Source organism: Flavobacterium melibiosi, assembly GCF_048158545.1.
Classification (GTDB): domain Bacteria; phylum Bacteroidota; class Bacteroidia; order Flavobacteriales; family Flavobacteriaceae; genus Flavobacterium; species Flavobacterium melibiosi.
This window is the reverse complement of the sequence record NZ_JBLNKU010000007.1, coordinates 73881-100765: the sequence shown is the minus strand read 5'-3', so window position 1 is coordinate 100765 and position 26885 is coordinate 73881. Positions and strand designations below refer to the sequence as shown.

26 protein-coding genes and 2 tRNA genes are annotated in these 26885 nt (G+C 33.1%); 13 read left to right on the top strand and 15 right to left on the bottom strand.

The window, feature by feature from the left end; genetic code table 11:
* Positions 1–52 precede the first annotated feature (52 nt).
* The 5 genes from ACM55F_RS10400 to rlmN form a co-directional block, all read right to left on the bottom strand.
* Positions 53–1093, bottom strand: a complete 1041-nt coding sequence (locus ACM55F_RS10400) for a hypothetical protein (RefSeq protein WP_416853732.1) — start codon at positions 1091–1093, stop codon at positions 53–55.
* 32 nt (positions 1094–1125) lie between these two features.
* Positions 1126–1791, bottom strand: a complete 666-nt coding sequence (locus ACM55F_RS10395; protein WP_416853731.1) for a hypothetical protein — start codon at positions 1789–1791, stop codon at positions 1126–1128.
* The gene (locus ACM55F_RS10390) at positions 1778–2338 is read right to left on the bottom strand and encodes an RNA polymerase sigma factor (RefSeq protein WP_416853730.1); all 561 of its coding nucleotides are present in this window, start codon (positions 2336–2338) and stop codon (positions 1778–1780) included. The genes ACM55F_RS10395 and ACM55F_RS10390 overlap by 14 nt, the downstream gene beginning before the upstream one ends.
* A gap of 150 nt (positions 2339–2488) precedes the next feature.
* Complete coding sequence (locus tag ACM55F_RS10385) at positions 2489–3466, bottom strand: polyprenyl synthetase family protein (protein WP_416853729.1); 978 nt, start codon at positions 3464–3466, stop codon at positions 2489–2491.
* 80 nt (positions 3467–3546) lie between these two features.
* Positions 3547–4590, bottom strand: coding sequence for a dual-specificity RNA methyltransferase RlmN (rlmN, locus tag ACM55F_RS10380; RefSeq protein ID WP_099714427.1), 1044 nt, complete (start codon positions 4588–4590; stop codon positions 3547–3549).
* Positions 4591–4800: 210 nt separating this feature from the next.
* Between rlmN and ACM55F_RS10375 the strand changes: the two genes are divergently transcribed.
* From ACM55F_RS10375 to ACM55F_RS10365, 3 genes are read left to right on the top strand one after another with little or no spacing between them, the layout of a single operon-like run.
* The gene (locus ACM55F_RS10375) at positions 4801–5052 is read left to right on the top strand and encodes a hypothetical protein (protein ID WP_416853728.1); all 252 of its coding nucleotides are present in this window, start codon (positions 4801–4803) and stop codon (positions 5050–5052) included.
* A complete protein-coding gene (locus tag ACM55F_RS10370; protein ID WP_416853727.1) occupies positions 5045–5344 on the top strand; it encodes a type II toxin-antitoxin system RelE/ParE family toxin in 300 nt (99 codons plus the stop codon). Before ACM55F_RS10375 ends, ACM55F_RS10370 begins: the two co-directional genes overlap by 8 nt.
* Positions 5344–5985, top strand: a complete 642-nt coding sequence (locus ACM55F_RS10365) for an O-methyltransferase (RefSeq protein ID WP_416853726.1) — start codon at positions 5344–5346, stop codon at positions 5983–5985. The genes ACM55F_RS10370 and ACM55F_RS10365 overlap by 1 nt, the downstream gene beginning before the upstream one ends.
* A 154-nt stretch (positions 5986–6139) precedes the next feature.
* Here ACM55F_RS10365 and ACM55F_RS10360 read toward each other — a convergent pair whose 3' ends face one another.
* The 7 genes from ACM55F_RS10360 to ACM55F_RS10330 all read right to left on the bottom strand — a co-directional run bounded on the left by ACM55F_RS10360 (position 6140) and on the right by ACM55F_RS10330 (position 12373).
* The gene (locus ACM55F_RS10360) at positions 6140–6703 is read right to left on the bottom strand and encodes a phosphatase PAP2 family protein (protein ID WP_416853725.1); all 564 of its coding nucleotides are present in this window, start codon (positions 6701–6703) and stop codon (positions 6140–6142) included.
* Positions 6703–7146 (bottom strand): Sec-independent protein translocase subunit TatA/TatB, encoded by a 444-nt coding sequence (locus ACM55F_RS10355; RefSeq protein WP_416853724.1) that lies wholly within the window; start codon positions 7144–7146, stop codon positions 6703–6705. Before ACM55F_RS10355 ends, ACM55F_RS10360 begins: the two co-directional genes overlap by 1 nt.
* Before the next feature lie 108 nt (positions 7147–7254).
* Positions 7255–9498 carry a M1 family metallopeptidase gene (locus ACM55F_RS10350; RefSeq protein WP_416853723.1) on the bottom strand — a complete coding sequence of 748 codons (2244 nt, stop codon included), beginning with the start codon at positions 9496–9498 and terminating at the stop codon, positions 7255–7257.
* A 65-nt stretch (positions 9499–9563) separates the two neighbouring features.
* Positions 9564–10067 carry a DUF6702 family protein gene (locus ACM55F_RS10345; protein WP_416853722.1) on the bottom strand — a complete coding sequence of 168 codons (504 nt, stop codon included), beginning with the start codon at positions 10065–10067 and terminating at the stop codon, positions 9564–9566.
* An 81-nt stretch (positions 10068–10148) separates the two neighbouring features.
* On the bottom strand, positions 10149–10901 hold the full coding sequence (locus ACM55F_RS10340; RefSeq protein ID WP_416853721.1) for a peptidase associated/transthyretin-like domain-containing protein: 753 nt from the start codon (positions 10899–10901) through the stop codon (positions 10149–10151).
* On the bottom strand, positions 10891–11619 hold the full coding sequence (locus ACM55F_RS10335) for a peptidase associated/transthyretin-like domain-containing protein (RefSeq protein ID WP_416853720.1): 729 nt from the start codon (positions 11617–11619) through the stop codon (positions 10891–10893). Before ACM55F_RS10335 ends, ACM55F_RS10340 begins: the two co-directional genes overlap by 11 nt.
* Entirely contained in the window at positions 11606–12373 is a 768-nt protein-coding gene (locus ACM55F_RS10330; protein WP_416853719.1) for a peptidase associated/transthyretin-like domain-containing protein, read from the bottom strand. Before ACM55F_RS10330 ends, ACM55F_RS10335 begins: the two co-directional genes overlap by 14 nt.
* Positions 12374–12542: 169 nt before the next feature.
* On the opposite strand from ACM55F_RS10330, the gene pepE reads away from it, so the two are divergent.
* Entirely contained in the window at positions 12543–13250 is a 708-nt protein-coding gene (pepE, locus tag ACM55F_RS10325; RefSeq protein ID WP_416853718.1) for a dipeptidase PepE, read from the top strand.
* 59 nt (positions 13251–13309) lie between these two features.
* Here the strand turns inward: pepE and ACM55F_RS10320 are convergent.
* A tRNA-Gly gene (locus ACM55F_RS10320) sits at positions 13310–13382 on the bottom strand.
* Between the two features lie 47 nt (positions 13383–13429).
* Positions 13430–13502 (bottom strand) — tRNA-Gly (locus ACM55F_RS10315).
* A gap of 168 nt (positions 13503–13670) precedes the next feature.
* Between ACM55F_RS10315 and ACM55F_RS10310 the strand changes: the two genes are divergently transcribed.
* Positions 13671–14120, top strand: a complete 450-nt coding sequence (locus tag ACM55F_RS10310; RefSeq protein WP_416853717.1) for a GNAT family N-acetyltransferase — start codon at positions 13671–13673, stop codon at positions 14118–14120.
* A complete protein-coding gene (locus ACM55F_RS10305) occupies positions 14113–15699 on the top strand; it encodes a L,D-transpeptidase family protein (RefSeq protein ID WP_416853716.1) in 1587 nt (528 codons plus the stop codon). The genes ACM55F_RS10310 and ACM55F_RS10305 overlap by 8 nt, the downstream gene beginning before the upstream one ends.
* Here the strand turns inward: ACM55F_RS10305 and ACM55F_RS10300 are convergent.
* Complete coding sequence (locus tag ACM55F_RS10300) at positions 15688–16410, bottom strand: murein L,D-transpeptidase catalytic domain family protein (RefSeq protein WP_416853715.1); 723 nt, start codon at positions 16408–16410, stop codon at positions 15688–15690. The genes ACM55F_RS10305 and ACM55F_RS10300 overlap by 12 nt on opposite strands.
* A 188-nt stretch (positions 16411–16598) precedes the next feature.
* Here ACM55F_RS10300 and ACM55F_RS10295 point away from each other — a divergent pair, with 188 nt between their 5' ends.
* From ACM55F_RS10295 to apaG, 7 genes are all read left to right on the top strand, one after another.
* Complete coding sequence (locus tag ACM55F_RS10295; protein WP_416853714.1) at positions 16599–19007, top strand: DUF5916 domain-containing protein; 2409 nt, start codon at positions 16599–16601, stop codon at positions 19005–19007.
* A gap of 136 nt (positions 19008–19143) precedes the next feature.
* Positions 19144–21549 (top strand): DUF5916 domain-containing protein, encoded by a 2406-nt coding sequence (locus ACM55F_RS10290; RefSeq protein WP_416853713.1) that lies wholly within the window; start codon positions 19144–19146, stop codon positions 21547–21549.
* A 140-nt stretch (positions 21550–21689) separates the two neighbouring features.
* Positions 21690–23207 (top strand): 2,3-bisphosphoglycerate-independent phosphoglycerate mutase, encoded by a 1518-nt coding sequence (gene gpmI / locus ACM55F_RS10285; RefSeq protein ID WP_416853712.1) that lies wholly within the window; start codon positions 21690–21692, stop codon positions 23205–23207.
* 151 nt (positions 23208–23358) lie between these two features.
* Entirely contained in the window at positions 23359–24177 is an 819-nt protein-coding gene (gene map / locus ACM55F_RS10280) for a type I methionyl aminopeptidase (RefSeq protein ID WP_416853711.1), read from the top strand.
* The gene (locus ACM55F_RS10275; protein ID WP_416853710.1) at positions 24177–24947 is read left to right on the top strand and encodes a class I SAM-dependent methyltransferase; all 771 of its coding nucleotides are present in this window, start codon (positions 24177–24179) and stop codon (positions 24945–24947) included. Before map ends, ACM55F_RS10275 begins: the two co-directional genes overlap by 1 nt.
* Positions 24948–25039: 92 nt before the next feature.
* Positions 25040–26293, top strand: coding sequence for a type IX secretion system plug protein (locus tag ACM55F_RS10270; RefSeq protein ID WP_416853709.1), 1254 nt, complete (start codon positions 25040–25042; stop codon positions 26291–26293).
* An 81-nt stretch (positions 26294–26374) separates the two neighbouring features.
* Entirely contained in the window at positions 26375–26761 is a 387-nt protein-coding gene (apaG, locus tag ACM55F_RS10265) for a Co2+/Mg2+ efflux protein ApaG (RefSeq protein WP_416853708.1), read from the top strand.
* The last annotated feature ends 124 nt before the right edge of the window (positions 26762–26885 follow it).

The window sequence follows — 26885 nt, the reverse complement described above, 5'->3', positions numbered from 1 at the left end:
AAGCACTTCATACAAAGTGCTTTTCAAAGTATAAAACTAACTCAAACAAATTTTAATTTAAATCAAAACGCAATCCCAAAGAAACATTGTTTTGCTTTATCACATTATCTTTAAACAACGGATTTAAATCATATTTCAAGTACAAACTCGTTTCTTTATAGCCAATATAAGTACTCAAACCATAGATAAAATTACTGGTATTAAAGTCCCCTTTGGTTTTTTCCGTAGCTTTCAAATCATTGTCATCATACTTGATGATTTGCTTTGATTTCAAATTAATTCCTGCATAACCACCTATTCCAAAACGAATACTTTGATGCGTTTTAAAAAATGGTTTATCCTCTTTCATTTTTTTACCCGAAAAATCAAACTCTAAATGAACTGGCACCACTAAATATACATTTCTAAAACGAGAATCTTTTATATCAATAGGATTAACCAAAAGATTAGTCTGATTCCCATTGACTACAAAACTTCGATTATCAGTAGGACGAAGATTATTGTACATCACAGACAGGCCATATTTAGCATGAAGTAAATTGTTATTTTTAGCAATTCTGCTATTGTAAGAAACACCTAATTCATAAAAATGAGAACCCAGGAATCTATAATCAGAATCTTCCAGTTTACTATCCGTGGCTAAATTATTCAAACCGGCCGCAAAGACAAACTGTGACGTTGTTCTTCTTTCTATCTGGATTGTATCTTTAAAATCATGCTTATGGTTCTTTCTGTGGAAAGAAAAACTATATGTTCGAATAGAATCCTGTTCTTTAATTTTCCCGTCAACTTTTTCCTGAATCAAGTTTTTTAATGCTTCTTGCTCCACAACTACTCTTGACTCGATATTGATTGCTCTGGCCTCAGCTAATAATTTCTTTTTACTCTCCGCTTCTTCTCTTGTAATTGTACCGTTGATTAATTGATCATTAACTGCTTCAACTTCTATTTTCAAAGCCGTTTTTTCTTCATTCGTAATGGTTTCAATTTTTGAAGCAATGGTTTTTGCTCGTTTTTCAAATGTTTCTTGTCCAAGCATTTTACTGGCAAAAAAACATAACAGTGTTACTAAGTAAATTGTAAAATTTCTCATGATGATTTGATTTTAAAGGTGATTGATGATTTTTATTCTAAGTTACGATTGTTCAAAGCCACTTTTACCGTTTGGTAATTCTTGCTTATTTTGTTGATTACTTTTTCTCGAAAGGAAAGTTCCAATTCTCCATCAACCTGAGACAGTAAATTACTTGCATTTACACGCACAACCGGCTTTTGATTCAATTGATTTTCTTTTTTCGAAGGATTTTCAACAACTGTTAACAGTTCGTCAACTGCAACATTGCTAGTTTGTGATTTGATTGTTTTTTGTTCTGTTTTTTGATTACTGATTGAAACTTCTGCTACTTGATTTTGATTTGAATTATTATTAACGACTATCGGTTTTTCTTTTAAACTTGGAGTTTTATTAGTTCTCGAAGTTAATTTTGGAACAACATTCGTAACTAAACCTTTTTTATCCTCCGGTTTTAGTTTTATACTATTGTCAAGAACTACAGTAGTTTTAGGAACAGCTGAATTCTGAATCACAACGTCTTTTTGATTAAAATAAACTGTCCCTATTAATAGAAATCCCAGAATACTTGCAGCAATATACATCAAAGGGAATTTAGCTTTTGGTTTTTCAGCAACCGTAAGCATCGCATCCAATTTGCTCCAAGCCATTTCTGATGGTTTGATTTCCCGAGAATTTAATTGCTCTTTGAACTGTGTTTCTAATTTATTCGGTTCCATAACTGTAATTTTTTAAGGTATTAATCTGTCCTTGCAACATTTTTCTGGCATGTGACAATTGCGACTTTGATGTTCCTTCATTAATTCCTAACATACTGGCAATTTCCTGATGCTTATAACCCTCGATAGCATATAAATTGAAAACCATTTTATAACCATCCGGTAAACTGTCTATTAAAAACTGGATATCGTCTATTGAAAATTGGCTTTCGATGTTATTGAAACTTTCTTCAAAATAGGTTTCATCTTCACTATATTTTAGTTTTTTTTCAACTCGGATAAAAGAAATACATTCATTGACCATGATTCTTCTAATCCAACCTTCGAAACTTCCTTTGTTCTGAAAATTCTTCAGATTGGTAAACACTTTCATAAAAGCTGTAATCATGATATCTTCGGCCTGATGAATGTCTTTTATGTATTGGCGGCAAACGCTTAACATTTTTGGAGAAAACTGGGTATAAATTTGCTGTTGTGCCTGCCGATTATTTTCGACAGCTAACCGGATTAATTCATTTTCTTCCTGATGTAAGTTGATTACTTTCAAAATCTTTATAAAGTGTTTCTATAAGTATAGACGATTGACAATGCAAAAAGGTTGCATCCTAAATATAAAAATTTTTGATTGTATAAATTTAAAATCAAAAAAAGCCAATAAAATCAATAGTTAACGAGAGAAAATTATTTAAAAAAATAATTATTTTTTTCTTTCAATCACATAATTTACCATCAAAATCAGCGCATCTTTAAACTCCGAATCAGAATAACTATCTAAAAGCAAAAGTGCTTCTTGCTGGAATTTTATCATTTTTTGTTCTGCATAAAGCAATCCGTTATTGTTTTTCACAAAAGCAATAACTTCTTTGACGCGTTTTTTATCTTTATTATGGTTTTTAATGGAATTGATAAGCCATGTTTTCTCTTTTGAAGTACACGTATTCAAAACGTGAATAAGAGGCAAAGTCATTTTTTGTTCTTTGATGTCAATTCCGGTAGGTTTACCAATGGCTTCATCCGTATAATCGAATAAATCATCTTTTATTTGAAAAGCCATTCCAATGAGTTCTCCAAACTTGCGCATGTTTTCTACCTGAACTTCATCTTCAATAACGGATCTTGCGCCCAGAGCACAACAGGCAGCAATAAGTGTCGCTGTCTTTTTTCGAATGATTTCATAGTAGATATCTTCTGTGATATCAAGTCTTCGGGCTTTTTCAATTTGAAGTAATTCGCCTTCACTCATTTCGCGTACAGCGACAGAAATAATCCGAAGTAAATCAAAATCTCCATTATCAATAGAAAGCAACAATCCTTTGGATAATAAATAATCACCAACAAGTACCGCAATTTTATTTTTCCAAAGTGCATTAAGCGAGAAAAAACCTCTTCTGCGATTGCTGTCATCCACTACATCATCGTGAACTAATGTCGCAGTATGAATCAGTTCGATAACACAAGCTCCACGATACGTTCTTTCGTTTACTATTCCGGCCGAAACCATTTTAGCAGTCAAAAAAACAAACATAGGACGCATTTGCTTTCCTTTTCTGTTGACAATGTAATACGTGATTCTATTTAACAAAGCCACTTTTGAAGTCATCGATTCATAGAACTTTTTTTCAAAAAGTTCCATTTCATTGAAAATGGGCTGTTTTATTTGTGAAGTAATATTCATTTAGAATTCAAAGATACAATTTTAGCATGTAATCTTACAAATGCTTGCATTCTTTTGAATATTTTTCGAAAATAAATCTTTTACGCTTCTTTATTGGCTAATTGACCGCAAGCAGCATCAATATCTTTTCCGCGGCTTCTTCGTACTTTCACCACGATACCACTAGCTTCCAGTGCTTTTATGTACGCATTAATTGATTCTTCGGAAGCTTGTTGAAATTCTCCATCATCAATTGGATTGTATTCGATCAAATTCACTTTGCAAGGAACATATTTACAGAACTTCACCAAAGCATCTATTGAAGCTTTATTGTCATTGATATCTTTCCAAACGACATATTCGTAAGAAATTTTGCTTTTGGTTTTTCGGTACCAATATTCTAATGATTCGCGTAAATCCGCCAAAGGAAAATTAGCACTAAACGGCATAATTCTGGAACGAATTTCATCGATTGCCGAGTGAAGAGAAACTGCTAATTTGAATTTCACGTCATCATCAGCGAGTTTTTTTATCATTTTAGGAACTCCCGAAGTCGAAACCATAATACGCTTAGGCGACATTCCTAAACCTTCCGGAGAAGTTATCATTTCGATTGCCTTCAACACATTGTTGTAATTCATAAGCGGCTCTCCCATTCCCATGAAAACAATATTCGATAACGGATGATTGTAATACAAACGGCTTTCTTTATCAATGGCAATTACCTGATCATATATTTCAGCCGGCTCCAGATTTCGCATTCTTTTTAATCGCGCTGTAGCGCAAAAGTTGCAATCCAAACTACAACCTACTTGACTCGAAACACAAGCCGTAGTTCTTGTATTTGTAGGTATCAAAACCGATTCCACCACCAAACCATCATGCAAACGAACGGCATTTTTCACGGTTCCGTCTTCACTGCGCTGCATCGTATCTACTTTGATGTGATTAATAACAAAATGCGTTTCCAGCATCGTTCGTGTTCCCTTAGAAACATTGGTCATATCCTCAAAACTATGTGCACCTTTGCTCCACAACCATTCGTAAACTTGATTTCCACGAAAGGCTTTGTCACCATTTGCAACGAAAAAATCTCGCAATTGTTCTTTTGATAAGGATCGTATGTCTTTTTTCTCGATTTCCATGGTGCAAATTTAATGACAATTTGTTGATTTGTTGATTTGATAATTTGATAACTTTGCTCTCCATTGAAAAAAATTCAAAAAATGCATTTCATTTCCCAAGAATTAGAAGATTAAATGGAGTGAAATTATAAAAAGAGTCTAAATAGCAGACCAAATACAATAAAGAAACCTATTATATTTTTTTGTAAATTTGTATATAAATTAGTGAAAATGGGACTTCCAGAATTAAAACAAAAAATTAAACTTCAATTAGATTTAGCAGACGAAAGAGTACTCCGTATTGTATCATCCGTATTTGATAATTATTTGAATGAAATTGTTTCTTACGATGCTAAAGGAAATGCCTTAACACTTTCGGAATATCATAATAAGGTTGAAGAAGGATTAGAAGATATTAAATACAACAGAGTAATTTCTCAAGAAAATCTTATTGAAGAAATGAAAGCCTGGAAAAATGAATAATACTAATTATGTCATTTTTTGGACTACTAATGCAAAACTTGATTTAAAAGATATTTATCTTTCATTAGAACAAAAAATTTCTCTCCTTGTTGCAACTAAAATAACCGATGAAATTTTCGAAAATTTAAATTCAATAACTTTTCCTGATCAATTTCAAATTGACGAATACCGAATTGATTGCAGAAGAATAATTACCCGAAACTACAAAATACTTTACCAATTCCATCACAACACAATTTATGTTGTTAGAATATTCAATACTTTTCAAGACCCAATAAAAAGTTTAAGATAATGCATTTCATTTCCCAAGAATTAGAAGATTATATCGAACAACATTCAGAAAAAGAACCGGCTTTACTCGCCGCTTTGAATAAAGAAACCTATCAAAAAATTCTGCTGCCGCGAATGTTGAGCGGGCATTTTCAAGGTCGGGTTTTGAGTATGTTGTCTAAATTGATTCGGCCTGTGAATATTCTGGAAATTGGCACTTACACTGGCTATTCGGCGTTGTGTTTGTGCGAAGGCATGCAAGAAACCGGACAATTGCATACGATTGACATCAAAGAAGAGCTGGTTGATTTTCAAAGAAAACATTTTGACAAATCGCCTTGGGGAAAGCAAATTGTACAACATTTAGGTGAAGCTATTGACATTATCCCAACGCTTGATATAAAATTTGATTTGGTTTTTATTGATGCCGACAAAGAAAATTACCTTAACTATTTTGAGTTGATTGTTCCAAAAATGAATAAAGGCGGAATTATCTTATCGGATAATGTGTTGTGGAGTGGTAAAATTCTCGAACCATTGAATCCTAAAGATTTGAGCACAAAAATATTATTGGAATACAATCAGTTATTAGCAACTGATCCAAGAGTAGAAACGGTTTTGTTGCCTATTCGTGATGGATTGACAGTGAGTCGAGTTCTTTAGTTTAGGATATTTCTATTGAAAACAAATGCCCTAGCCCTGATGGAAGCGGCATCCTTTTTCTTGTTATTCTGACCTAAGAAGAATAACAAGAAAAAGATACAGCGTAGAGCAGGAAAAAGCTCCAGATTGCCACGTCGTTCCTCCTCGCAATGCATTATAGAGGGAAATATTTTTGCTGTGCTATTTTGTATCCTTTGAACATCAAAAATCCAAAAGTAAGTCCGAACAAATAGCCTGATAAAATATCTAATGGATAATGCAATCCCAGATAGATTCTACTGTACGCAAAGATGAGCGGCCACAAGAACAGGAAACCGAAAAATTTGATTTTATCTTTAAAATTAAAATACAAAAATGTCGCAACTGCCATTGAATTTGCTGCATGCCCTGAGAAAAAACTAAATGAGCTTCGGATTTGAACGATGCGTATAAAAGAATTGATTTCAGAATTATTACAAGGGCGTAATCGTTGAAATCCGTTCTTGAACAAGTTTGTTGTTTGATCTGTAATCGTAACTAAAACTGCTACAAACAGCAGTAAATACAAGGTTTGTTTAGCACCTAGTTTTTTATAAATAACATACAAAAGGAGTAAAAAAAGAGGAATCCAGTTGCTTTGTTTGGTAATAAATAACCAAAGTCCGTCATACGTTTCCGACCCTAATCCATTCAAAAAAACAAATAATTTCGTATCTAAAGACAGTAATTTTTCCAACATTACATCTGGCGTTTTATAGGACCAGTAATATCGTCAATTTCTTCTTTTGCTTTTTCTATTTCTGTTGCATCCCCTAATAGATTATCTTTTGCTTTTTCTATTTCTGTTGTTGCATCCCCTAATAGATTGTCTTTAGCCTTGTTTATTTCTGAGGTAATATTCCCCGCCATATCGCTAAATGCTGAAGTATCGCCTAACAGATTATCTTTTGCTTTATTGATTTCTGAGGTAATACTACCTCTTATATCACTCAATGATTTTGTATCAAAACCATTGGCTTCAGCTCCTTTTTGAATTTCACTTTTTATATCGTTGGTAGCATTTTTTATCTGCGCCATCGCTTTTCCCATAGTACGTGCTATCTCAGGCACTTTATCCGAACCAAAAAGCATAAGTACAATAAACATTATAAAAATTAATTCGCCTCCTCCTATACCAAACATATTTTTAGATTTTTCTTGAATACAAAGATATCATTTTTTAAATCTCAGTATTTTAATTTTTTCATAAAAAAAAGAGGCTTAATTCAAGCCTCTTTTATACTGTTCTTCTTAGTCAAATTTTGATTTCACCTCTGATTTTGGCCAAGTGTTATTCGTAACATCTATATCAGCAGTTTCCAATTTTGGGTCAATTTGAATCTTTTTTATTGCTTTTTCGGTTGCATATACTTTTTTGGCAGTCTCATTGTTTTTTCTCCAGATTTGAGCTGGATACTTGAACGTTTCTGTACTATCATCCTCATAAGTAATTTCAACAATAATTGGCATCAGCATACCTCCCGGTTTATTGAACTCTACTTCATAAAAATATTTAGGCGTCTTCATCGTTGCTTTTTCTTCAGCGGTAAGTTTTTGGTCTACATATTCCGAAAGCAATTTTACTTGTCCAATTTCTAAAGATTTCTTATCCGAATTTTTTAATTCATCGCTATTCTCTGAAATTAAATATACGAATGGACCTTTATCCATTCCAAAACGACCTTTTCTAATCTTAGCATCTTTCAACGCTACTGTAGGAGTTTCTGAAACATAATATTGTTTCACTTCATTTATACCAATATCAACAAAATCAGTTGAATAAAACCAGCCTCTAAAAAACCAGTCTAAATCTACTGCCGAAGCATCTTCCATCGTTCTAAAGAAATCTTCAGGTGTTGGGTGTTTGAATTTCCATCTATTCGCATACACTTTAAAAGCATGATCAAATAATTCTCTTCCCATGATGGTTTCCCTAAGAATATTTAAACCCGTAGCTGGCTTTCCATAGGCATTATTTCCAAACTGAATAATACCCTCCGAATTTGACATAATAGGCTCTAGAAACTTTTGATCTCCGCTCATGTAAGGAACAATGTTTTTTGCAGGCCCACGTCTTGAAGGAAAATTAGTTCCTAATTCCTGTTCTGCCATAAATTCCATAAAAGAGTTTAAACCTTCATCCATCCAAGTCCATTGACGCTCATCAGAATTAACAATCATTGGGAAAAAGTTATGCCCTACTTCATGAATCACCACTCCTATCATTCCATTTTTCACTTGTTCACTGGTCACGCCATTTGCATCAGGGCGACCAAAATTCCAACAAATCATAGGATATTCCATCCCTTGATCTTCTGCAGATACTGAGACTGCTTTTGGATAAGGATAGTCAAAGGTATGAGAAGAATAACTTTTTAAAGTATGCGCTACCATTTGCGTTGAAGTTTCTCCCCAAAGCGGGTTTGCTTCTTTAGGATAAAGTGATTCAGCCATTACAACTTTACTACTTAATTGTACCGCCATAGCATCATAAATAAACTTTCTTGAGGTGGCGATACCAAAATCTCTTACGTTTTTAGCACTAAATTTCCATGTTTTTTTCTTGTCTGAAAATCCTTTTTCATTGGCTTCAGCCTCTGCTTGGGTAACAATAACAATCGGTTTATCAAATGTTTTTTGTGCCAATTCGTATCTTTTTACCTGAGCTGGCGTAAACACCTCGCTTCTATTCATCAATTCTCCTGTTGCATCCATAACGTGATCGGCAGGAACCGTAATATTTACATCAAAATTTCCAAAAGGTAAAGCAAACTCCCCACCTCCCCAAAATTGCATATTCTGCCATCCTTCTACATCATTATAAACTGCCATTCTAGGATAAAACTGAGCAATTACATACAATCTATTCCCTTCTTTTTCGAATGGTTCATAACCAGAACGACCTCCATCTTGAATGTAATTATTTATATTGTACCACCATTTAGTAGAAAATATAAATTTTTCACCAGGTTTAATAGGAGTCACTAAATTGATTCGCATCATGGTCTGATTTACAGTATAAGACAAGAGATTCCCTTTTGCATCTTTTACATATTCTATATTAAACCCGCGATCAAGCCCTTTCTTCAAATATTCATTTGCAAATTTATCTGCTGGCAATACTTGTTCTATCTTTTCGCTTTCAACTAAAGGGGATTCTGAGTTTTTAGCTGCTTGATTTTGATCTAACTGCACCCATAAATACTCTAAACTATCTGGAGAATTATTATAATATGTTACTGTTTCAGAGCCACTTAATTTGGCATTTTTATCATCTAATTCCACGTCTATCTTATAGTCTGCTTGTTGCTGATAGTAAGCTGGTCCTGGAGCTCCGGAAGCAGTACGAAACATATTAGGCGTGGCTAATAAGTCATACATTTGACTAAACTTGTTCGTGTCGAGCTTTCCTGATTGTTTCTGGGTTAATGTGGTGGGTTTTTCTTGAGCAAATAGAATTACTGGAAAAATAAATAATAATGTGATTTTTTTCATGTTATAGAAGGAAAATTATTTAAGCGTGTGAAAATAATAATTTTTAACAAATTACTTGCATTTTATTAGAATTTTAACATTTCGCCTTTATTAGAATCTGTAAAGAGTATACTTTTTTTCTCTCCTAATACAGTAACATGGGTAATGTTTTGCTGTTCAGTATTCCAATCTATCAAAACTGTATTGAAAATTTCAAGCGTATTAATTTTAGTAATTTCCTTTACGTTGCAATAACAAATAAGGATATCCCCTTCCAGCTCTTTGCTTAGAAAATTGATGGACTTGGATTGACCGTTTACCTTTACAGAGAATTTCTCCAAGAAATACTTCTTTAATAAAATTACTTCTTCAGGGGATTCTTTTTCGGTCCCTAAATACACTTTTTTGTTATACTTTTTTTCCAAAGCATTATTCAAATCATCAATAAAAACACGAGAGGTAATTTGGAGCATTTTCTTTTCAGGAGCATAATTTACCTGATATATCCCCATATAAAATTTATGGGTGCTGAAAGCGGTTAGACTCAGGAATAAAAACCCAATAAAGGCATATAAGATTGTTTTTTTCATACGAAGATTCTGTTTGTTTTTTATCGGAATACGGTATCGCCTTTTCTTCAATCTCATTTATGTTTTGGAATCATGGCGATTTCATTTTTCAAAAGTAGTAATTCTTTTAAATTCTTTGTTTTTTGTAATGAGAAAATCCATTACTTGAAATTCGTTACCAGGTTTCATGACTATTTTTGACTTGGAATCATTCTCACAAAAAATAAGAAAAAGACCAATTTCATCATCATTCAGGTTTAATGTATTTGTAAAAAAGGAGTAACTAACTTTTTTCATGACCAGTTCCGTAAAGCTTATTTCACTTGTAAAATCTGTTCTTTCAGGATTGTTTTTCCTCAAAGCTTTTAATACATCTTTATATATCCTAACAAAATTCATTCCATTTTCAATAGTTCCATCAGATGGCATCGTTCTATTTTTTGGAGAAGACTTCTCGTCATCAAAATATTGCATATCGACATACTTTTGAGAATTTCCTGAAATCGGATTTAATTTTTTATCTCCATAAACCAGCACTTCCGGCAACAAATTGATAAATGCATCCAGTTTTATCCTTAAAAGTGGAGTCGAAGTTTCTTTTTGGGTAAGAACTATTTTTTTTGATTTAAAAGTTAAGCCAGAAAAAACTAATGTGTCTTTGGCTTTTGCCAAAATACTAAAAAACCCTTGTTGGTTTATAACCGTTCCTGTCTTAGAAGTAACATTGAAAACAATTCCATTTTCTAACTTAATGGAATCATTTACCACTTGACCATACAATGTCTTTCTTGTCAATTGACTAAAACAAAATTGACAACACAAACACAAAACCGGTATTATGATTTTATTTTTCATCTGCAATAATTTTAGTATAGTTTTCAGACAGTCCAACAATTAAAAACATAATCAATGTTTTATTTTTAGATTTCAAAGCCGCGGTAAAACTGGCATCATCAACGCAATAATGTTGAAAATCTTTGATATAATCAGCAGTAATTTTTAAGGTTTCTATATAATATTTATCCTCAAAAAGCGGCAAAAGTCTACTCAATGACTGTTCCTTATTCTCAACTACTATTTCTTTTTTAAGCATCGCTTTACGACCCGAAATAGTGTTTAGCAAACCATCGATACCACCACCAGAAGTTGCAGTGTATAATTTTCTTTCCGCTGGCGTATATTTTTTTTGGCCGTAAGGAATAATCCCTAAATTTTCAGCAGTTATTTGTGAATTTTCATTGACAATAACTTCTTTTAGCGCAATGCTCTTTGGCGACATTTGAATCTTAAGAATATCCTGAATCAAATCCTGTTTACTCATTCTTCTATGTAAAGTTACAAGATTTACAGCAGAAAAAACTAAAACATCTCCTTCTTTTACGAATAGGTAGAAGAATCCATTCTTATCGGTTACAGTTACTTTTTCAGTAGATGAATTGACAATTTTTATACCTTCAACAGTTATTGTATCAGCAGTAATTTTTCCATTAATTTCTTTTTCAGAAATAGCTTGACCAAAAGAAATAGTCGTTATAAAAAACAAAAACAGCAGTAACGTATTATTTATTTTCACTGGCTATTATTTCGTTATATTTTGTAGCTAATTCGCCCAATAAAAATTCAATTGTAGTTTTATTTTTTGTGTCCAAAATTTTCGTGAATTTAATATTTTCAACCGCAAAATATTCAAATCCTTTTACATATTCAGAAGGAATTTTTAATTTATTTACAAAATGGCCAATATCAAACAGTTTTTCTAACTGTTTTAAATAAAACTCTTTTTTCTCTACTTCCAGTTGTTTTTTGAGCATTCCCGTTCTGCCAGAAAGAAAATTGAGTAAAGGATCTGCAGAAATTGAGCCGCCAGCCATTCCAGACAAATTAGCTGACGCATTAAGGTCCGTTGCAGTATATAATTTACGTTCTGCAACTGTATAGGATTTTTGTCCCTTTGGAATAATCCCAAGTGCAACTGCATTTATATTATCAAATCCCCTTCTAACGACAACTTCTCTTAATTGATTCATTATTGGCTCCATTTTGACAAAAAGAAAATCATTTTCAAAATGTTTTTGGGTCAAAACAATACGAATTCCCTTAAATTGCACCGCAGAAAACATAAGTGTATCTCCTAGAACTGCAGGTATCGAAAAATAACCATCTTTTTCAGTAATTGCTGCTTTTTCAGTTTTTAAATTTATCACATAAATCCCTCCTAAATTCGACATGTCAGCAATTATTTTTCCGTCCAATTTATCAGGAATAGATTCTTGCGCAAAACCCTTAGAAGCAATTAAAATAAAAAAAATGCATACAACTCTACTCATCAGATGACAATCAAATTTCGATTATTGGTATCCTGTAAAAGTATCTTACTCTCTTCCAAATTAATTATTAACGACTTGGTAAAAATATGTTAATTAAAAAACGGAATCACAACATAAAAAAACACAATTTTATATCTTTAACCCAAACTATTCTTTACAAGAAAACACAATGAAAAACATACTTATCGCCAGTACATCTACCCTTCATGGCGGGGACTATTTAGACTATTTATTACCCAAATTAAGCTTGCATTTTTTAAATTGCAAAACGATACTTTTTATTCCTTATGCACGTTCAGGAGGTATTTCACATGAGGAATATACTTCAAAAGTTGCTTTGGCTTTTGCCAAAATAAATAAAACAATAAAAGGAATTCATGAATTTGAAGATGCAGCTGAAGCAATCCAAAATGCAGAAGGTATATTTACAGGAGGCGGTAATACTTTTTTACTGGTTTCACAATTGTATAAAAACAAAATCATGACCGTTCTTGCTGACGCCGTAAAAGCAGGAACGCCTTATTTAGGAACAAGTGCCGGAAGTAATATTTGCGGACTGACGATGCAAACCACGAATGATATGCCTATTATTTACCCGCCGAGCTTTCAAACTTTGGGATTAATACCTTTCAATTTAAATCCGCATTATTTAGATGTCAATGAACAATCAAAACACATGGGCGAAACGCGCGAAACAAGAATCAAAGAGTTTCATGCTTTTAATACTATTCCCGTTTTAGGATTACGAGAAGGAAGTTGGCTGGATGTTAAAGGTGAAAAAATAACTTTAAGAGGAAACTTATCTGCGAGACTTTTTAGACAAAACCAAGCTCCTGAAGAATTAGAAAGCGGAACTGATTTGAGTTTTATAAAATGATTCTGAAACGAATTTATAATAAACAAAAAAGCCGAAACAATAAAGTTTCGGCTTTGAAGAGCGAAAGACGAGGCTCGAACTCGCGACAACCAGCTTGGAAGGCTGGAGCTCTACCAACTGAGCTACTTTCGCATGACAAAATTTAAATAAAAAACCTCAAAACTAAATTTGAGGCTTAGAGCGAAAGACGAGGCTCGAACTCGCGACAACCAGCTTGGAAGGCTGGAGCTCTACCAACTGAGCTACTTTCGCATTAACAACGGTGCAAATATAATTAATAAGTTTGCTTCAATGCAAGTTTTTTTTCTTAAAAAATTGCAAACTTACACCCACAACTTTTTTATTAAAGCATATTCAAATCATAAAGAATTTAATATGAAAATATTATACCTTTATTAAGCTGAAAAAATATTAAAAAAAATGACGCAAAATATCAAAAAAATTACCGCTTTAGAGACATTTCCAGTAAGATATCCTGTACTTCGAGCCGACAAATCGATAGATAGCTGTCATTTTGATGGCGATAATTTAGAAACTACCTCCCATTTTGGTTTGTTTGACAAGAACAATATCATTGGCGTTATTTCAATATTCGAAGCAAAAAATAATTTATTTGTGACAGAAAAACAGTATCAAATTAGGGGCATGGCAGTTTTAGAAGAGCATCAAAAAAAGGGTTTCGGCGAAAAGCTTATTCTCAATTCTGAGAAATATTGTTCAGTCCAAAAAGCAAATTTAATTTGGTTCAATGCCCGAAAAAAGGCAATTGGTTTCTATGAAAAAATGGGATACCAAGTTAAAGGATTGCCTTTTGAAATATCAGAAGTTGGAAAACATGTTATCATGTTTAAAAAAATGAGTGATGAATAAATTATCCCTAATACTATTGCTATGCCTCATAACTAGTTGTAAAAAGCAAGAACTAAAAAGCGAGGTACTCCTAAAAAAAGAGACTGTTGAACCTCATATCCAACCTGAAAGCAAATCAATTAAAATTGACTCAACGTTATTAATTTCTTTTGACGACAAAACACTCACTGATTTTTATAAATCTACTGGATACAGAACCGTTTGGCAATTTAAAGAAAATAGAAAAATAATTTTAGCAGAACTCCTTAAATCTGATGAGGAAGGATTAAATCCAGAGGATTATAAAGTAAAAACATTAAATGATTTCGAAAAAAAATCAGCGACACTAGACGATTCTGATTTAGCTAAATATGACATTTTACTGACCTCAAGTTTTCAAAAATACATCTCGAATTTGACAAACGGAACATTAAATCCAAGAAAACTATATAAAAACTGGGATTTAAAAGAAAACTACATTGACCTAAATGAGACTTTGACAAATTTACTGGACAGCGACTCCTTAGCAGATAAAATAGAGCAATTGAAACCCAATCATATTGCTTACAAAAGGTTAAAAAAAGCGCTGAGATTGATTAATACTTTTCCTAAAGATAATTTTAAAGCATTAAAAATCGCTCAAATAATTTCTCCAAACGACACCAATCTTTCCATAATTGACATTAAAAAAAGATTGACTTACTGGAAAGAATTACAACTTCAAGACAGCTTAACGCCCATTTATGACGAAGAAACTATACTTGCCATAAAAAAATTTCAAAACCGTCATGGCTTAGCTATGGATGGAATAATTGGACCTGCAACAATTTCCTCTCTCAATTTTTCCAAAAAACAAAGAATGCAACAAATTATAGTAAATCTTGAGCGATGGAAATGGTATCCTAAAGAAATGGGAAAAGAATACGTAATCATTAATATCCCCGACTACAGATTGACGTTAATTAAAGATAAAGATACACTAAGAACGCACAGAGTAATAGTGGGAAGAGCTAAAAGAAAAACACCAATCTTATCGTCTAAATTAACTCAGGTTGTTTATAATCCAACTTGGACTGTTCCTCCCACCATTTTGCGAGAAGATGTTATTCCTGCCATTTTAAAAAGCCGAAGCTATTTAGCCCAATCAAATATTAAGGTATATGATCGTAATGGGAGAATTGTAAGTCCTTACGAATGGCAGTTATCGCAAGCCAAAAGTTATCGTTATGTGCAAAGTCCAGGAACTTTTAATTCGCTGGGAATGGTTAAGATTATTTTTCCAAACCGCTTCTCTGTTTATTTACACGACACCAATCACAGGGATTATTTCGACAAAATAGATCGTTCGTTGAGTTCGGGTTGTGTCAGAGTAGACAATCCATTAGAATTAACGGAGTATTTATTGGATGATGCCATCAATTGGAATCTGGAAAAAATTACAGAAACCTTACAAAATGAAAAAACAAAATTTATAAAAATCAAAAAAGAAGTTTCCTTCCATTTATTATATTGGACCGCTTGGAGCGAAAACAACAAATTAATTTTTAGAGATGATATTTACAATCTAGATGCTGATTTATACACTAAATTAAGAAATTGATTCTGCTCCAAATTTAGAAATCCTTGAAGGATGATATATAAAGAAGCACGATTTGTTTTTTATTACACTGATAATTTCTTTAGACAATTCCACCGGTACAGCAGGACAACCTTGACTTCTTCCTAATCTGTGGTTATTTTTAATAAACGAATTAGAAACGTATTCAGCTGCATGCATGACCACACCTCTTGCTCTTGCGTTATCGTTAACTCCTTTTTCTAAACCATCTAATTTAAGGGACATTCCATGTTTACCATTGTAAATTTCACCTGTAGCATAAAATCCTAAACTGCTTTTATACGATTCAGCTGAATTAGAAAAATTAGAAGCAAATTCTTCGCCGGTATTTCTTCCATGAGCAACAAGAGAATGAAACAATACATCACCAGTAATCAAATCAATCACCCAAAGTCTTTTAGTGTTGGAAGACAAACTAAAATCAACTAAGGTTAAGATGTCTTTCTTGATCAATCCCTTTTCTTTCAACGAATAAAACCCTTTCAAAGCGACTGCGAAGCTTTCTAATTTAGGCAAGGCAAATTGATTGGAATGTAAGTTATTATAGGCCATTTCAATTTTAGCATCAACATTAGATTCTACCTTTTTGGCATAAACCACTGACTTAACCTTCTTTGGCTCAGAAAAACTTGTTTTACTCGGAGAGAAGGAAACAAGCATAAATAAAATCGCAGGAAATATCTTATAAATCATTGGCTTTCTTTAAGTTATATACTAATTTGGGATTGCAAACCTACGGTAAAATAAAACCATTAAAAATAATTTAACAAAACTTTAGTCTAACTATAACGAACATACAAGGGAAATATTGAGTGAAAAATCATAAAAAAAACACTTTCTATGTTAATTTTGTTATTTTTGTTTTGATACAATTCTAATTTATGTCCAAATTTCATTCTATAGCTCTGTTTTTTTTAATATTCTTTAGTTATACAGTTTATAGCCAGAAAAAAACGCTTCAGGCCAAATCCATCACTGGAAACATCACCATCGATGGAAAAATTAACGAGGAAATTTGGAAAACAGAATCAGTAGCTACCGATTTTATAATGTTTGAACCCGACAATGGAAGACCAATAAGCAACGATAAAAAAACAGAAGTAAAAGTACTGTACGATAACGATGCCATTTACATATCGGCATTACTTTATGACAATGAACCAGAAAAAATTCAACGAGAAATAACAAAACGAGATGTTTTCGGGGTTTCAGATCACTTTTCTGTTTACATTAACGGATTCAATGATGGTCAACAAGATTTTAGGTTTTTTGTAAGTGCCGCAGGAGTTCAAATGGATTGTTTGGCAACGGAAGATCTTGAAGATTTTACTTGGGATGCCATTTGGGACAGCGAAGCAACAGTTACTGAATTTGGCTGGGTTGTTGAAATGAAAATTCCTTATGCTGCTTTACGATTTTCGAAAGCCGATAAACAAACTTGGGGTTTAAACTTCATGCGTGAAATCAAGCGAGATGTCCAAAAATATACTTGGAATAGGATTGATACTAAAATTGGCGCTGTTATTCCGCAAGCGGGAATTCTTCAAGGAATTGAAAGTATACAAACTCCTACCCGACTTTTCTTGATTCCGTATTCATCTGCTTACTATCAACAAAGTGATATTGGTTCTGACATGACTTTAAAAGCTGGGTTGGATATAAAATACGGAATAAACGACTCCTTTACATTAGATGCCATTTTGGTGCCTGATTTTGGACAGACAAAATTTGACAATGCTGTACTATATTTAGAACCTTTTGAACAGCAATTTGCTGAAAACAGACCTTTTTTTACAGAAGGAACCGATTTATTTAGCAAAGGTGGATTGTTTTATTCCCGAAGGATTGGCGGTAGTCCTATTCTAGAACAAGAAATACTGGAATATCAATTATCCCCAAACCAAGAAATAAGCAATTTTCCAAGCACTGTAGATGTTCTTAATGCTGTAAAAATATCTGGTCGTAACGAAAAAGGATTAGGAATTGGATTCTTGAATGCCGTTACCGAGAAAACTTATGCAACTATTCGCGATAATAACTCGAATACCACATTAAAAGAAGTCATACAACCATTAACCAATTATAATATGCTAGTTTTGGATCAGCGCTTTAACCAAAATTCATCGGTTTCCTTTGTTAATGCAAACACCACCAGAAATGGCGGTTTCAGAGATGCGAATGTCTCAGCCTTATTATTCGATCTGAACACCAAAGCAAATAAATACAATCTATCCGGAGATTTTAAATACAGCGCAATTAATGATTTTAAGGATTACAATGGTTTTAAAGCCTCTTTAAACTTTGCAAAAACAAGCGGAAGGTACCGCTATTTATTCTCCGGAAAATACATCTCGGAGAATTACGATATCAATGATTTAGGAATTATTTTCTATACAAACTATCATGCTGCATTGGCAAATGGGAGTTATAGAATATTAAACCCTACAAAAATATTTAACACCCTAAAAATAGAACAGGAATTGAATTTAGAAATTCATAATATAACTGGGAAAATTCAAGAAGGCTGGTATAAAACAGTGGTAAAAGCAACTTCTTTAAACAATGATTATTTTGAGTTAGGCATCGTGACAAATCCTCTTGAAACATTTGATTTTTATGAGCCTCGTGAGTATGGTAGATACGTCTATATCCCTAAAAGAATTGCTTCTTATTTTGGATTTGAATTGAACCGAAATAATGCATTAACTTTTGACATGACACCCTCGTTTACTAAATATGACGAAAAAGGAAGATTTAATTATGGCGTTTATGCAAGTCCAAAATATAGATTCAATGACAAACTTTCGTTAGCCTATGCTTTAGAATACACCAATATGAAAAATGATCGTGGATGGGTTGACTCTAATGATTCCGGCATTGTATTTACGGAACGTAATCGAGAAATAGTTCAAAATGACCTTACAGGAAAATATTCATTGAACAATAAAATGACTATCAACTTAACAGCCCGTTATTATTGGTCATACTCAAAAAATCATGAATTTTTCACCTTACAAAACAACGGTTATTTAACTCCAAACAGTACGTACTCAGAAAACAAAGACAGGAATTTTAATTCTTGGAACTTCGATTTATCCTATTCTTGGTGGTTTGCTCCGGGAAGTGAAATATCCATTTTGTACCGTAACTATGGATTAGAAAGAGCCAGTGTAGTCGAAAAAGATCTATCAAAAAATCTTAAAAGTATTCTTAATAGCGACCTCACTAATGTGCTTTCCATAAGCATTCGCTATTTTATTGATTACAATGCAGTGAAAAATAAATTTTAATTTTTTCACATCAAACTGTAACATTCGATTGAAAAGGGAGTCTATTAACTCAAACTATTCCGTGGATTGGTGATTACTCGCTTTGAAGCTATTTGGTTTTTCTAAATTTTGCATCAATCAACCAATCAATCGTTTCATGAAAAATCAGTTATTACTTTGTTTTCTATTACTATATGCTTTTGGCTACAGCCAAAAAAAAGTCTTACAAACTAAATTCATTTCGGAAAAAATCGAAATCGACGGAAAATTAGACGAAAATACATGGCAAACAGCTGCAATAGCCAATGATTTCATCATGTTTGATCCAGACAATGGCAAAGCAATTCCAGAAAATAAGAGAACCGAAGTAAAAGTTTTATACGATAATGACGCCGTATATATTGGAGCCATTATGTATGATGAAAATCCAGATAAAATCTTAAGAGAAATTACCCAACGAGATAATTTTGGTACTTCTGACCTTTTTGGTGTTTTTATAAATGGCTTTAATGATGGACAACAAGATTTTCAATTTTTTGTCAATGCAGCAGATGGTCAGGCAGATTGCATTACCACAGATACCAATGGCGAGGATTATTCTTGGGACGCCGTTTGGAAAAGCAAAGCCGTAATTACGGATAAAGGCTGGGTTGTAGAAATGAGAATTCCATATGCAGCACTGCGTTTTTCTGGTGAGAATAAACAAACTTGGGGACTTAATTTTTTTAGAGAAATTAGACGAGATCGTCATAAATATACTTGGAATTTCATTGATTCAAAACTGGGAACTTTCACCCAACAAACAGGAGTTTTGGAAGGAATTGAAAACATAAAACCACCTACTCGACTCTTTCTTTTGCCGTATTCTTCTTTTTATGTAAATGCCAATGCACAACAAAAAACATACGGAACACTAAAAGGGGGATTAGATTTAAAGTATGGAATAAACGATGCTTTTACACTGGACATGATTCTTATTCCTGATTTTGGACAAACAAAATACGATGATCAAATCCTGAATTTAGGGCCATTCGAACAACAATTTAACGAGAACAGACCTTTTTTCACGGAAGGAACCGATTTGTTTAGCAAAGGAAATTTGGTTTATTCGAGACGAATTGGAGGAGTCCCAACATACAAACTAAATGAAAATGAATCATTTACAGAGACACCAAATATTAGTCTTATCAATGCATTTAAAATTTCTGGTAGAACCAAAGATGGTTTAGGAATCGGAATTCTGAACGCTGTTACTGAAAAAACACCTACTACTATTTTTAACAATGATAGTGGCGAAATAAGAAATGAAATAGAACCTTTGGCAAATTATAGCGTATTGGTTTTAGATCAACGCTTTCGCAAAAATTCCTCAGTTGCATTTGTAAACACGAATGTGACTCGAAACGGAAGTTTTAGGGATGGAAATGTGACCGCATTAGTTTGGGATTTGAACACAAAGAAAAATACCTACAATCTTGCCGGAGATTTCAAATACAGTTACATCAACAGTGTTGAAGATAAAAAAGGGATTAATTCCCAATTAAATTTCTCAGAGACCAGCGGAAAATACCGTTATGGTTTTGGTGCTAACATAACTACTAAAGATTTCGACAATAATGATTTAGGAATCAATTTTGAAACTAATTACTACAGTTTATATGGTAATACCAGTTATAGAATCCTTAATCCAACGAAGTACTTTAACAGCTTTAATACTAACCTTAATGTCTACTCACAATTTCAAAAAGAAACTGGTAAAATTCAATCCAGTAATATCAATTTTGAGATAAACTCCAAAAACAAAAAAAATCACTTTTTTGGAATTGGAATTGATGCTAATGCATTAGAAACATTTGATTATTATGAACCCAGAACGGCCGACAGATATGTGATAAAACCAACGAAAATTGGAGGTTATGTATATGTTTCGACCAATTACAATAATAGTTTTGCCATTGATGTAAATCCTTCTTATGCTTTTTTTGATGAAGCAGGAAGAAATTCCTATGGTTTTTCTGTAGGTCCAAGATATCGTTTTAATGACAAATTATCTCTGAATTACAACTTCAACTTTTTCAGACAAAACAACAATAAAGGATACATTGACAGCATTAATGATGACATGAATTCGGCTACGCCAAATACTATCATTTTTGCTAATAGAAATGTTATCACATATTCCAATACCCTTTCTGGAAAGTATTCACTGAATAGTCAAATGACATTTAATATTTCGTTGCGTCAATATTGGTCGTATGCCGAAAATAAAAATACTTTATCATTAGAACAAAACGGAAGACTTGCTGATTTTACAGGATATACAACTAATAAAAACTCGAGTTTTTATTCCTGGAATGCTGACTTGTCCTATTCTTGGTGGTTTGCGCCCGGAAGTCAAGTTTCTGTTTTGTATCGAAATAATGCTGGTGCCTTTGAAAGAGACATCAATAAAGAGTTTACGGACAATGTTACTAATCTACTGAATAACGATGCATTGAGTCATGTTTTCTCAATAAGTGTGCGTTATTTTATAGATTACAATCAAGTTAAGAATAAATTCTAAATGCATTAATTTTAAAAAAGACAACTTTCCACAACAAAATAATCATTATTTGTTATTGTTAGCCTCCGAATGTATAATAGTGATTTCCATTCATTCGAACATTTTTAGAAATACTTTATCTTTGTTTAAAATATAGTATAATGAACAAAAAAGTAATTCTTATGATTTTGGACGGTTGGGGAAAATCTCCTGACCCTAAGGTATCTGCAATTGACAATGCCAATGTGCCATTTATTAACAGTTTATATAGAAATTTTCCAAGCGCCCAACTTCGAACTGACGGTTTAAATGTTGGACTTCCTGAGGGACAAATGGGAAATAGCGAAGTAGGACATATGAATCTTGGTGCTGGTAGAATTGTATATCAGGATTTAGCCAAAATTAACCTTGCCGTTGCACATGACACTTTAGCAAAGGAGCAAGTATTAGTTGATGCCTTTACTTATGCCAGAATAAACAATAAAAAAGTACACTTTTTAGGTCTGGTTTCTGATGGGGGTGTACACTCTCATACTTCTCATTTACGCGGCTTGATTGACGCTACGCAAAAACACGGATTACAAAAAGTTTTCGTTCACGCCTTCACTGATGGTCGTGACGTAGACCCAAAATCCGGTAAACATTACATTCAGGATTTACAGGATTATATTGCTAATACTACTGTAAAACTGGCTTCGGTTGTGGGACGTTATTATGCAATGGATCGTGACAAACGATGGGAAAGAGTAAAACTCGCTTACGATTTATTGGTAAACGGAATTGGAACACATTCAACAAATGCAGTTGCTTCCATCGAAGAAAGTTATGAAGTTAATGTAACCGATGAATTTATTCATCCAACGGTTATAGTTGATGAATATGACAAACCATTGGCCACAATTGAAGAAGACGATGTGGTTATATTTTTTAATTTCAGAACAGACAGAGGAAGGGAATTAACCGAAGCTCTCTCACAACAAGATTTTCATGAGCAGAATATGCACAAGTTAAACTTGTATTATGTAACCCTTACTAATTATGACGAAACTTACCAAAATGTAAAAGTCGTTTATAATAAAGATAATATAACTGAAACTCTTGGTGAGGTTTTAGAAAAAGCACATAAAAAGCAAATTCGTATTGCCGAAACGGAGAAATATCCTCACGTGACTTTCTTCTTTTCTGGAGGAAGAGAACAACCTTTTATAGGAGAAAGCCGCATCTTGAAAAACTCTCCAAAGGTTGCCACTTATGATTTGCAACCGGAAATGAGTGCCTTTGAATTGACAGATGCTTTGGTTCCAGAATTGGAGAAAGAAGAAGTAGATTTTGTTTGTCTTAATTTTGCCAACGGTGATATGGTGGGACATACCGGGATTATGAGTGCCGCAATAAAAGCCTGTGAAGCTGTTGATAAGTGTGTAGAGAAAGTAATCACGACAGCATTAGCCCATAATTACACTACCATCGTAATTGCAGATCATGGAAACTGTGAAACTATGATTAATCCTGACGGAAGTCCAAATACAGCACATACTACAAATCCAGTTCCAATTATTTTAGTGGACAAAGACTTAAGAGTTATTCATGATGGAGTTCTTGGCGATATCGCTCCAACTATCTTGGAATTAATGGGAGTAGAAAAACCAGAGGTAATGACCTGTCATTCTTTGTTGTAAAACTTAGATGTAATTTGAATCAAAATATTAAATACGATTTAAATAAAACTAATAAAAGCTGTTCTAATTAGAGCAGCTTTTTTTATTATCAAATATTTGACATTAAAAGTTCTCATAAAATTGTACTTTTGCAAACTGAAAATTGGAAATTATGATTATTGTAAAATCACGTGAAGAAATAGAATTAATGCGCGAAAGTGCGTTGATCGTATCAAAAACATTAGGAATGATTGCTTCTGAAATAAAAGAAGGAGTCACTACTTTATATCTAGATAAATTAGCCGAAACATTCATTCGTGATCATGGCGCTGAACCAAGTTTTCTCGGATTATATGGTTTTCCGAATTCACTTTGCATGAGTCCAAATGCGCAAGTGGTCCATGGAATCCCAAACAATACGCCTTTAAAAAGCGGCGATGTAATCTCTGTAGATTGTGGCGCATATAAAAATGGATACCATGGCGATCATGCATATTCTTTTGAAATAGGTGAAGTCGCTCCTGAAACTAAAAAATTATTACAGGTAACCAAAGAATCTTTATACGTAGGAATCCGCGAATTCAAATTAGGAAATCGTGTAGAAGACGTAGGAAATGCAATTCAAAAATATACGGAAGCGCATGGTTATGGCGTTGTTCGTGAATTAGTAGGTCATGGCGTAGGACAAAAAATGCATGAAGATCCTGAAATGCCTAATTATGGCAAAAAAGGAAGAGGAAAACTTTTTGTAGAAGGAATGGTTGTCGCTATTGAACCGATGATTAATATGGGAACTCGAAACATCAAACAATTAAAAGACGGCTGGACAATCCTTACTGCCGATGGAAAACCAAGTGCGCATTTTGAACATGACGTGGCAATTATCGATGGGAAACCAGAGATTTTATCGACTTTTGCGTATGTGTATCAAGCATTAGGAATTGTGAGTAATGAAGAAGATGAGTTTAGACAAACACCTTTGGTTCTGTAATGAAAAAACTTTTTAAACTTATACTCAACACTATCCCGCGTCCAATTCTTATTCGTTTAAGTTATGTGGCTCGTCCAATTCTTGCATTGGCATTAAAAGGAAACACATTCACAGATCCTATTGATGGGAAAAGTTTTCGAATGTTTTTACCTTACGGATACGGAACACAACGAAATAATGTGCTTTCGCCAAGTACACTTTCATTAGAAAGACATCGTTTATTGTGGTTGTATTTAAATGAAGAAACCGATTTTTTTACCTCAAAAGAAAAAAAGAAAGTGCTGCATTTTGCACCAGAACAGGCCTTTTATAAATTGTTTCGCAATCAGAAAAATCTGGACTACACCACAACCGATTTGTTTTCACCATTAGCAGATGTGAAAGCAGATATTTGTAATTTGCCTTTTGAAGATAATCAATATGATGTTATTCTTTGCAATCACGTTTTGGAACATATTCCGGATGATACAAAAGCCATGCAGGAATTGTATCGGGTTTTGAAACCAGGCGGAATGGCAATTTTACAAATTCCACAGGATTTATCAAGAACAACTACTTTTGCTGATGATTCAATTACAGATCAAAAAGAACGCGCTAAAATATTTGGTCAATACGATCACGTTCGTATTTATGGACGCGATTATTTTGATAAATTACGAAACATTGGTTTTAAAGTAATTGAAGAAGATTACACTAATAAAATCAAACCTGAATTAGTAGAAAAATATTGTTTAGCCAAAGGGGAAATTATTCCGGTTTGTTTTAAATAGATTTGGGACAAATCAAATGAAGCTACTCAATAATTCGCATAATAATAGTATTGCTTAATTCGTTATATTTACATTTCAGCAATTCAAAATATATGCTTAAAGCTCTTTTTCAAAAAATAGTTCTGCTTTTCATAATCACTTCAACTACTGCACAAGTAGAAAAAGAGGCTGCTCCACCCTATAATATTAAGACGATTTCTTTTGTACAAAATGAACAAAATGTAATTCCAATTTTTAAATTAGGCGAAGGATTTCAGTTGCAATTTGACGATCTGTTTGGTAATGAAGCTGATTATTACTACGAAATAGCTCATTGCGATTATAATTGGAAACCAACAGACATCCCTAAAAGCGAGTATTTGAAAGGGTTCGATAACCAACGAATCTCAGATTACACTAATTCTTTCAACACGTTACAAATCTATTCCCATTATAGGCTGGCTATTCCAAATCAGTTTACCCAATTATTAATCAGTGGCAATTACATGCTGAAAATTTTAAACAACGACAAAGAAGTCGTTTTCTCCAGAAAATTCATCCTTTATGAAGATATTGTCACAATTCCTATCCAAGTAAAAAGAGCCAGAACCGTGAGTAATTTAGATTCCAAACACAACTTAGAATTTACCATTAAATCCAGTACCATTACTTTTCAAAATCCATTGAAAAACGTGAAAGTAGTTTTACTTCAAAATGGGCAATTCAATGACGCCATTACAAACATTGCCCCCCAGTATACCATTGGAAACGATTTAATTTATAAATATGATACTCAAACACAGTTTTGGGCAGGAAATGAGTTTTTGTATTTTGAAAATAAAGATATTAGAGCTGCTAATAATAATGTAGCCCGAGTAGATTCGAATAATGAAATCTACAGTTCTCATTTATATACAAATGATGCCAGAACAAATTATCCGTATTCGGTAACCCAAGACGTGAATGGAAATTTTGTTGTTAAGAATATAAACGCAACCAACAGCGAAATAGAAGCCGATTATGCCTGGGCCTATTTTAGTCTTTCCGCCCCTACTTTTAGAATTAACAAAGACATCTACATCACCGGAATGTTCAATAATTATAATCTAACACCAGAATACAAAATGGATTATAATGAAAAAAAGGGCATTTATGAAAAAGCAGTTTTAATAAAACAAGGATTTACAAATTTCCAATATACAATTGCAGACAACAAAGGAATTATCGATCATGAAAATGCAATTGACGGAAATTTTTATCAAACAGAAAATGATTATTTTATAATGGTCTATTACCGGGAAAATATCGATCGATATGATAGAGCCATCGGAAAAGGCACGGCAAATTCATTAAATATCATCAACTAAAAAAAACTTTTCTAAAAATGACTATACGAAATCAAATTTTTGTAAATTTGTCATTATTAAGCACCTATTCATTTATTTATTATGGTTTCTCAAATAACAAGAGGCATAAAGATATCGGTATTGACTAGTTTTGAAGGCACCTACTTCAAGAACTATAAAATTCACTTTGCCTTTAGTTATGAAATCACAATTGAAAACCACAGTAAAGATTCTGTACAGTTAACTTCTCGCCATTGGGAAATTTTTGATTCCTTAAACGATATTGAAGTAGTAGATGGCGAAGGTATCATTGGAAAAAAACCAGTTTTAAAACCAGGCGAATTTCATACGTACAGCTCTGGTTGCCTATTATCCTCTCCTTATGGAGCAATGAAAGGATACTTTAACATGATTAATTTTACTTCCACAAAAAATTTCAAAGTTATTGTACCTACTTTTAGACTGTGTGCTCCATTTGCATTAAACTAAAATTATCGCCTTTATTTCTAGTAGCTATTCCAGCTATTCATTACAAGTCCTCATAAAAACAGCATTTTTGCAAGCCCTAAAAAGAGCTTCAGTTAGTCGCTTTTTTAGAGCCGCAAAAAAAACT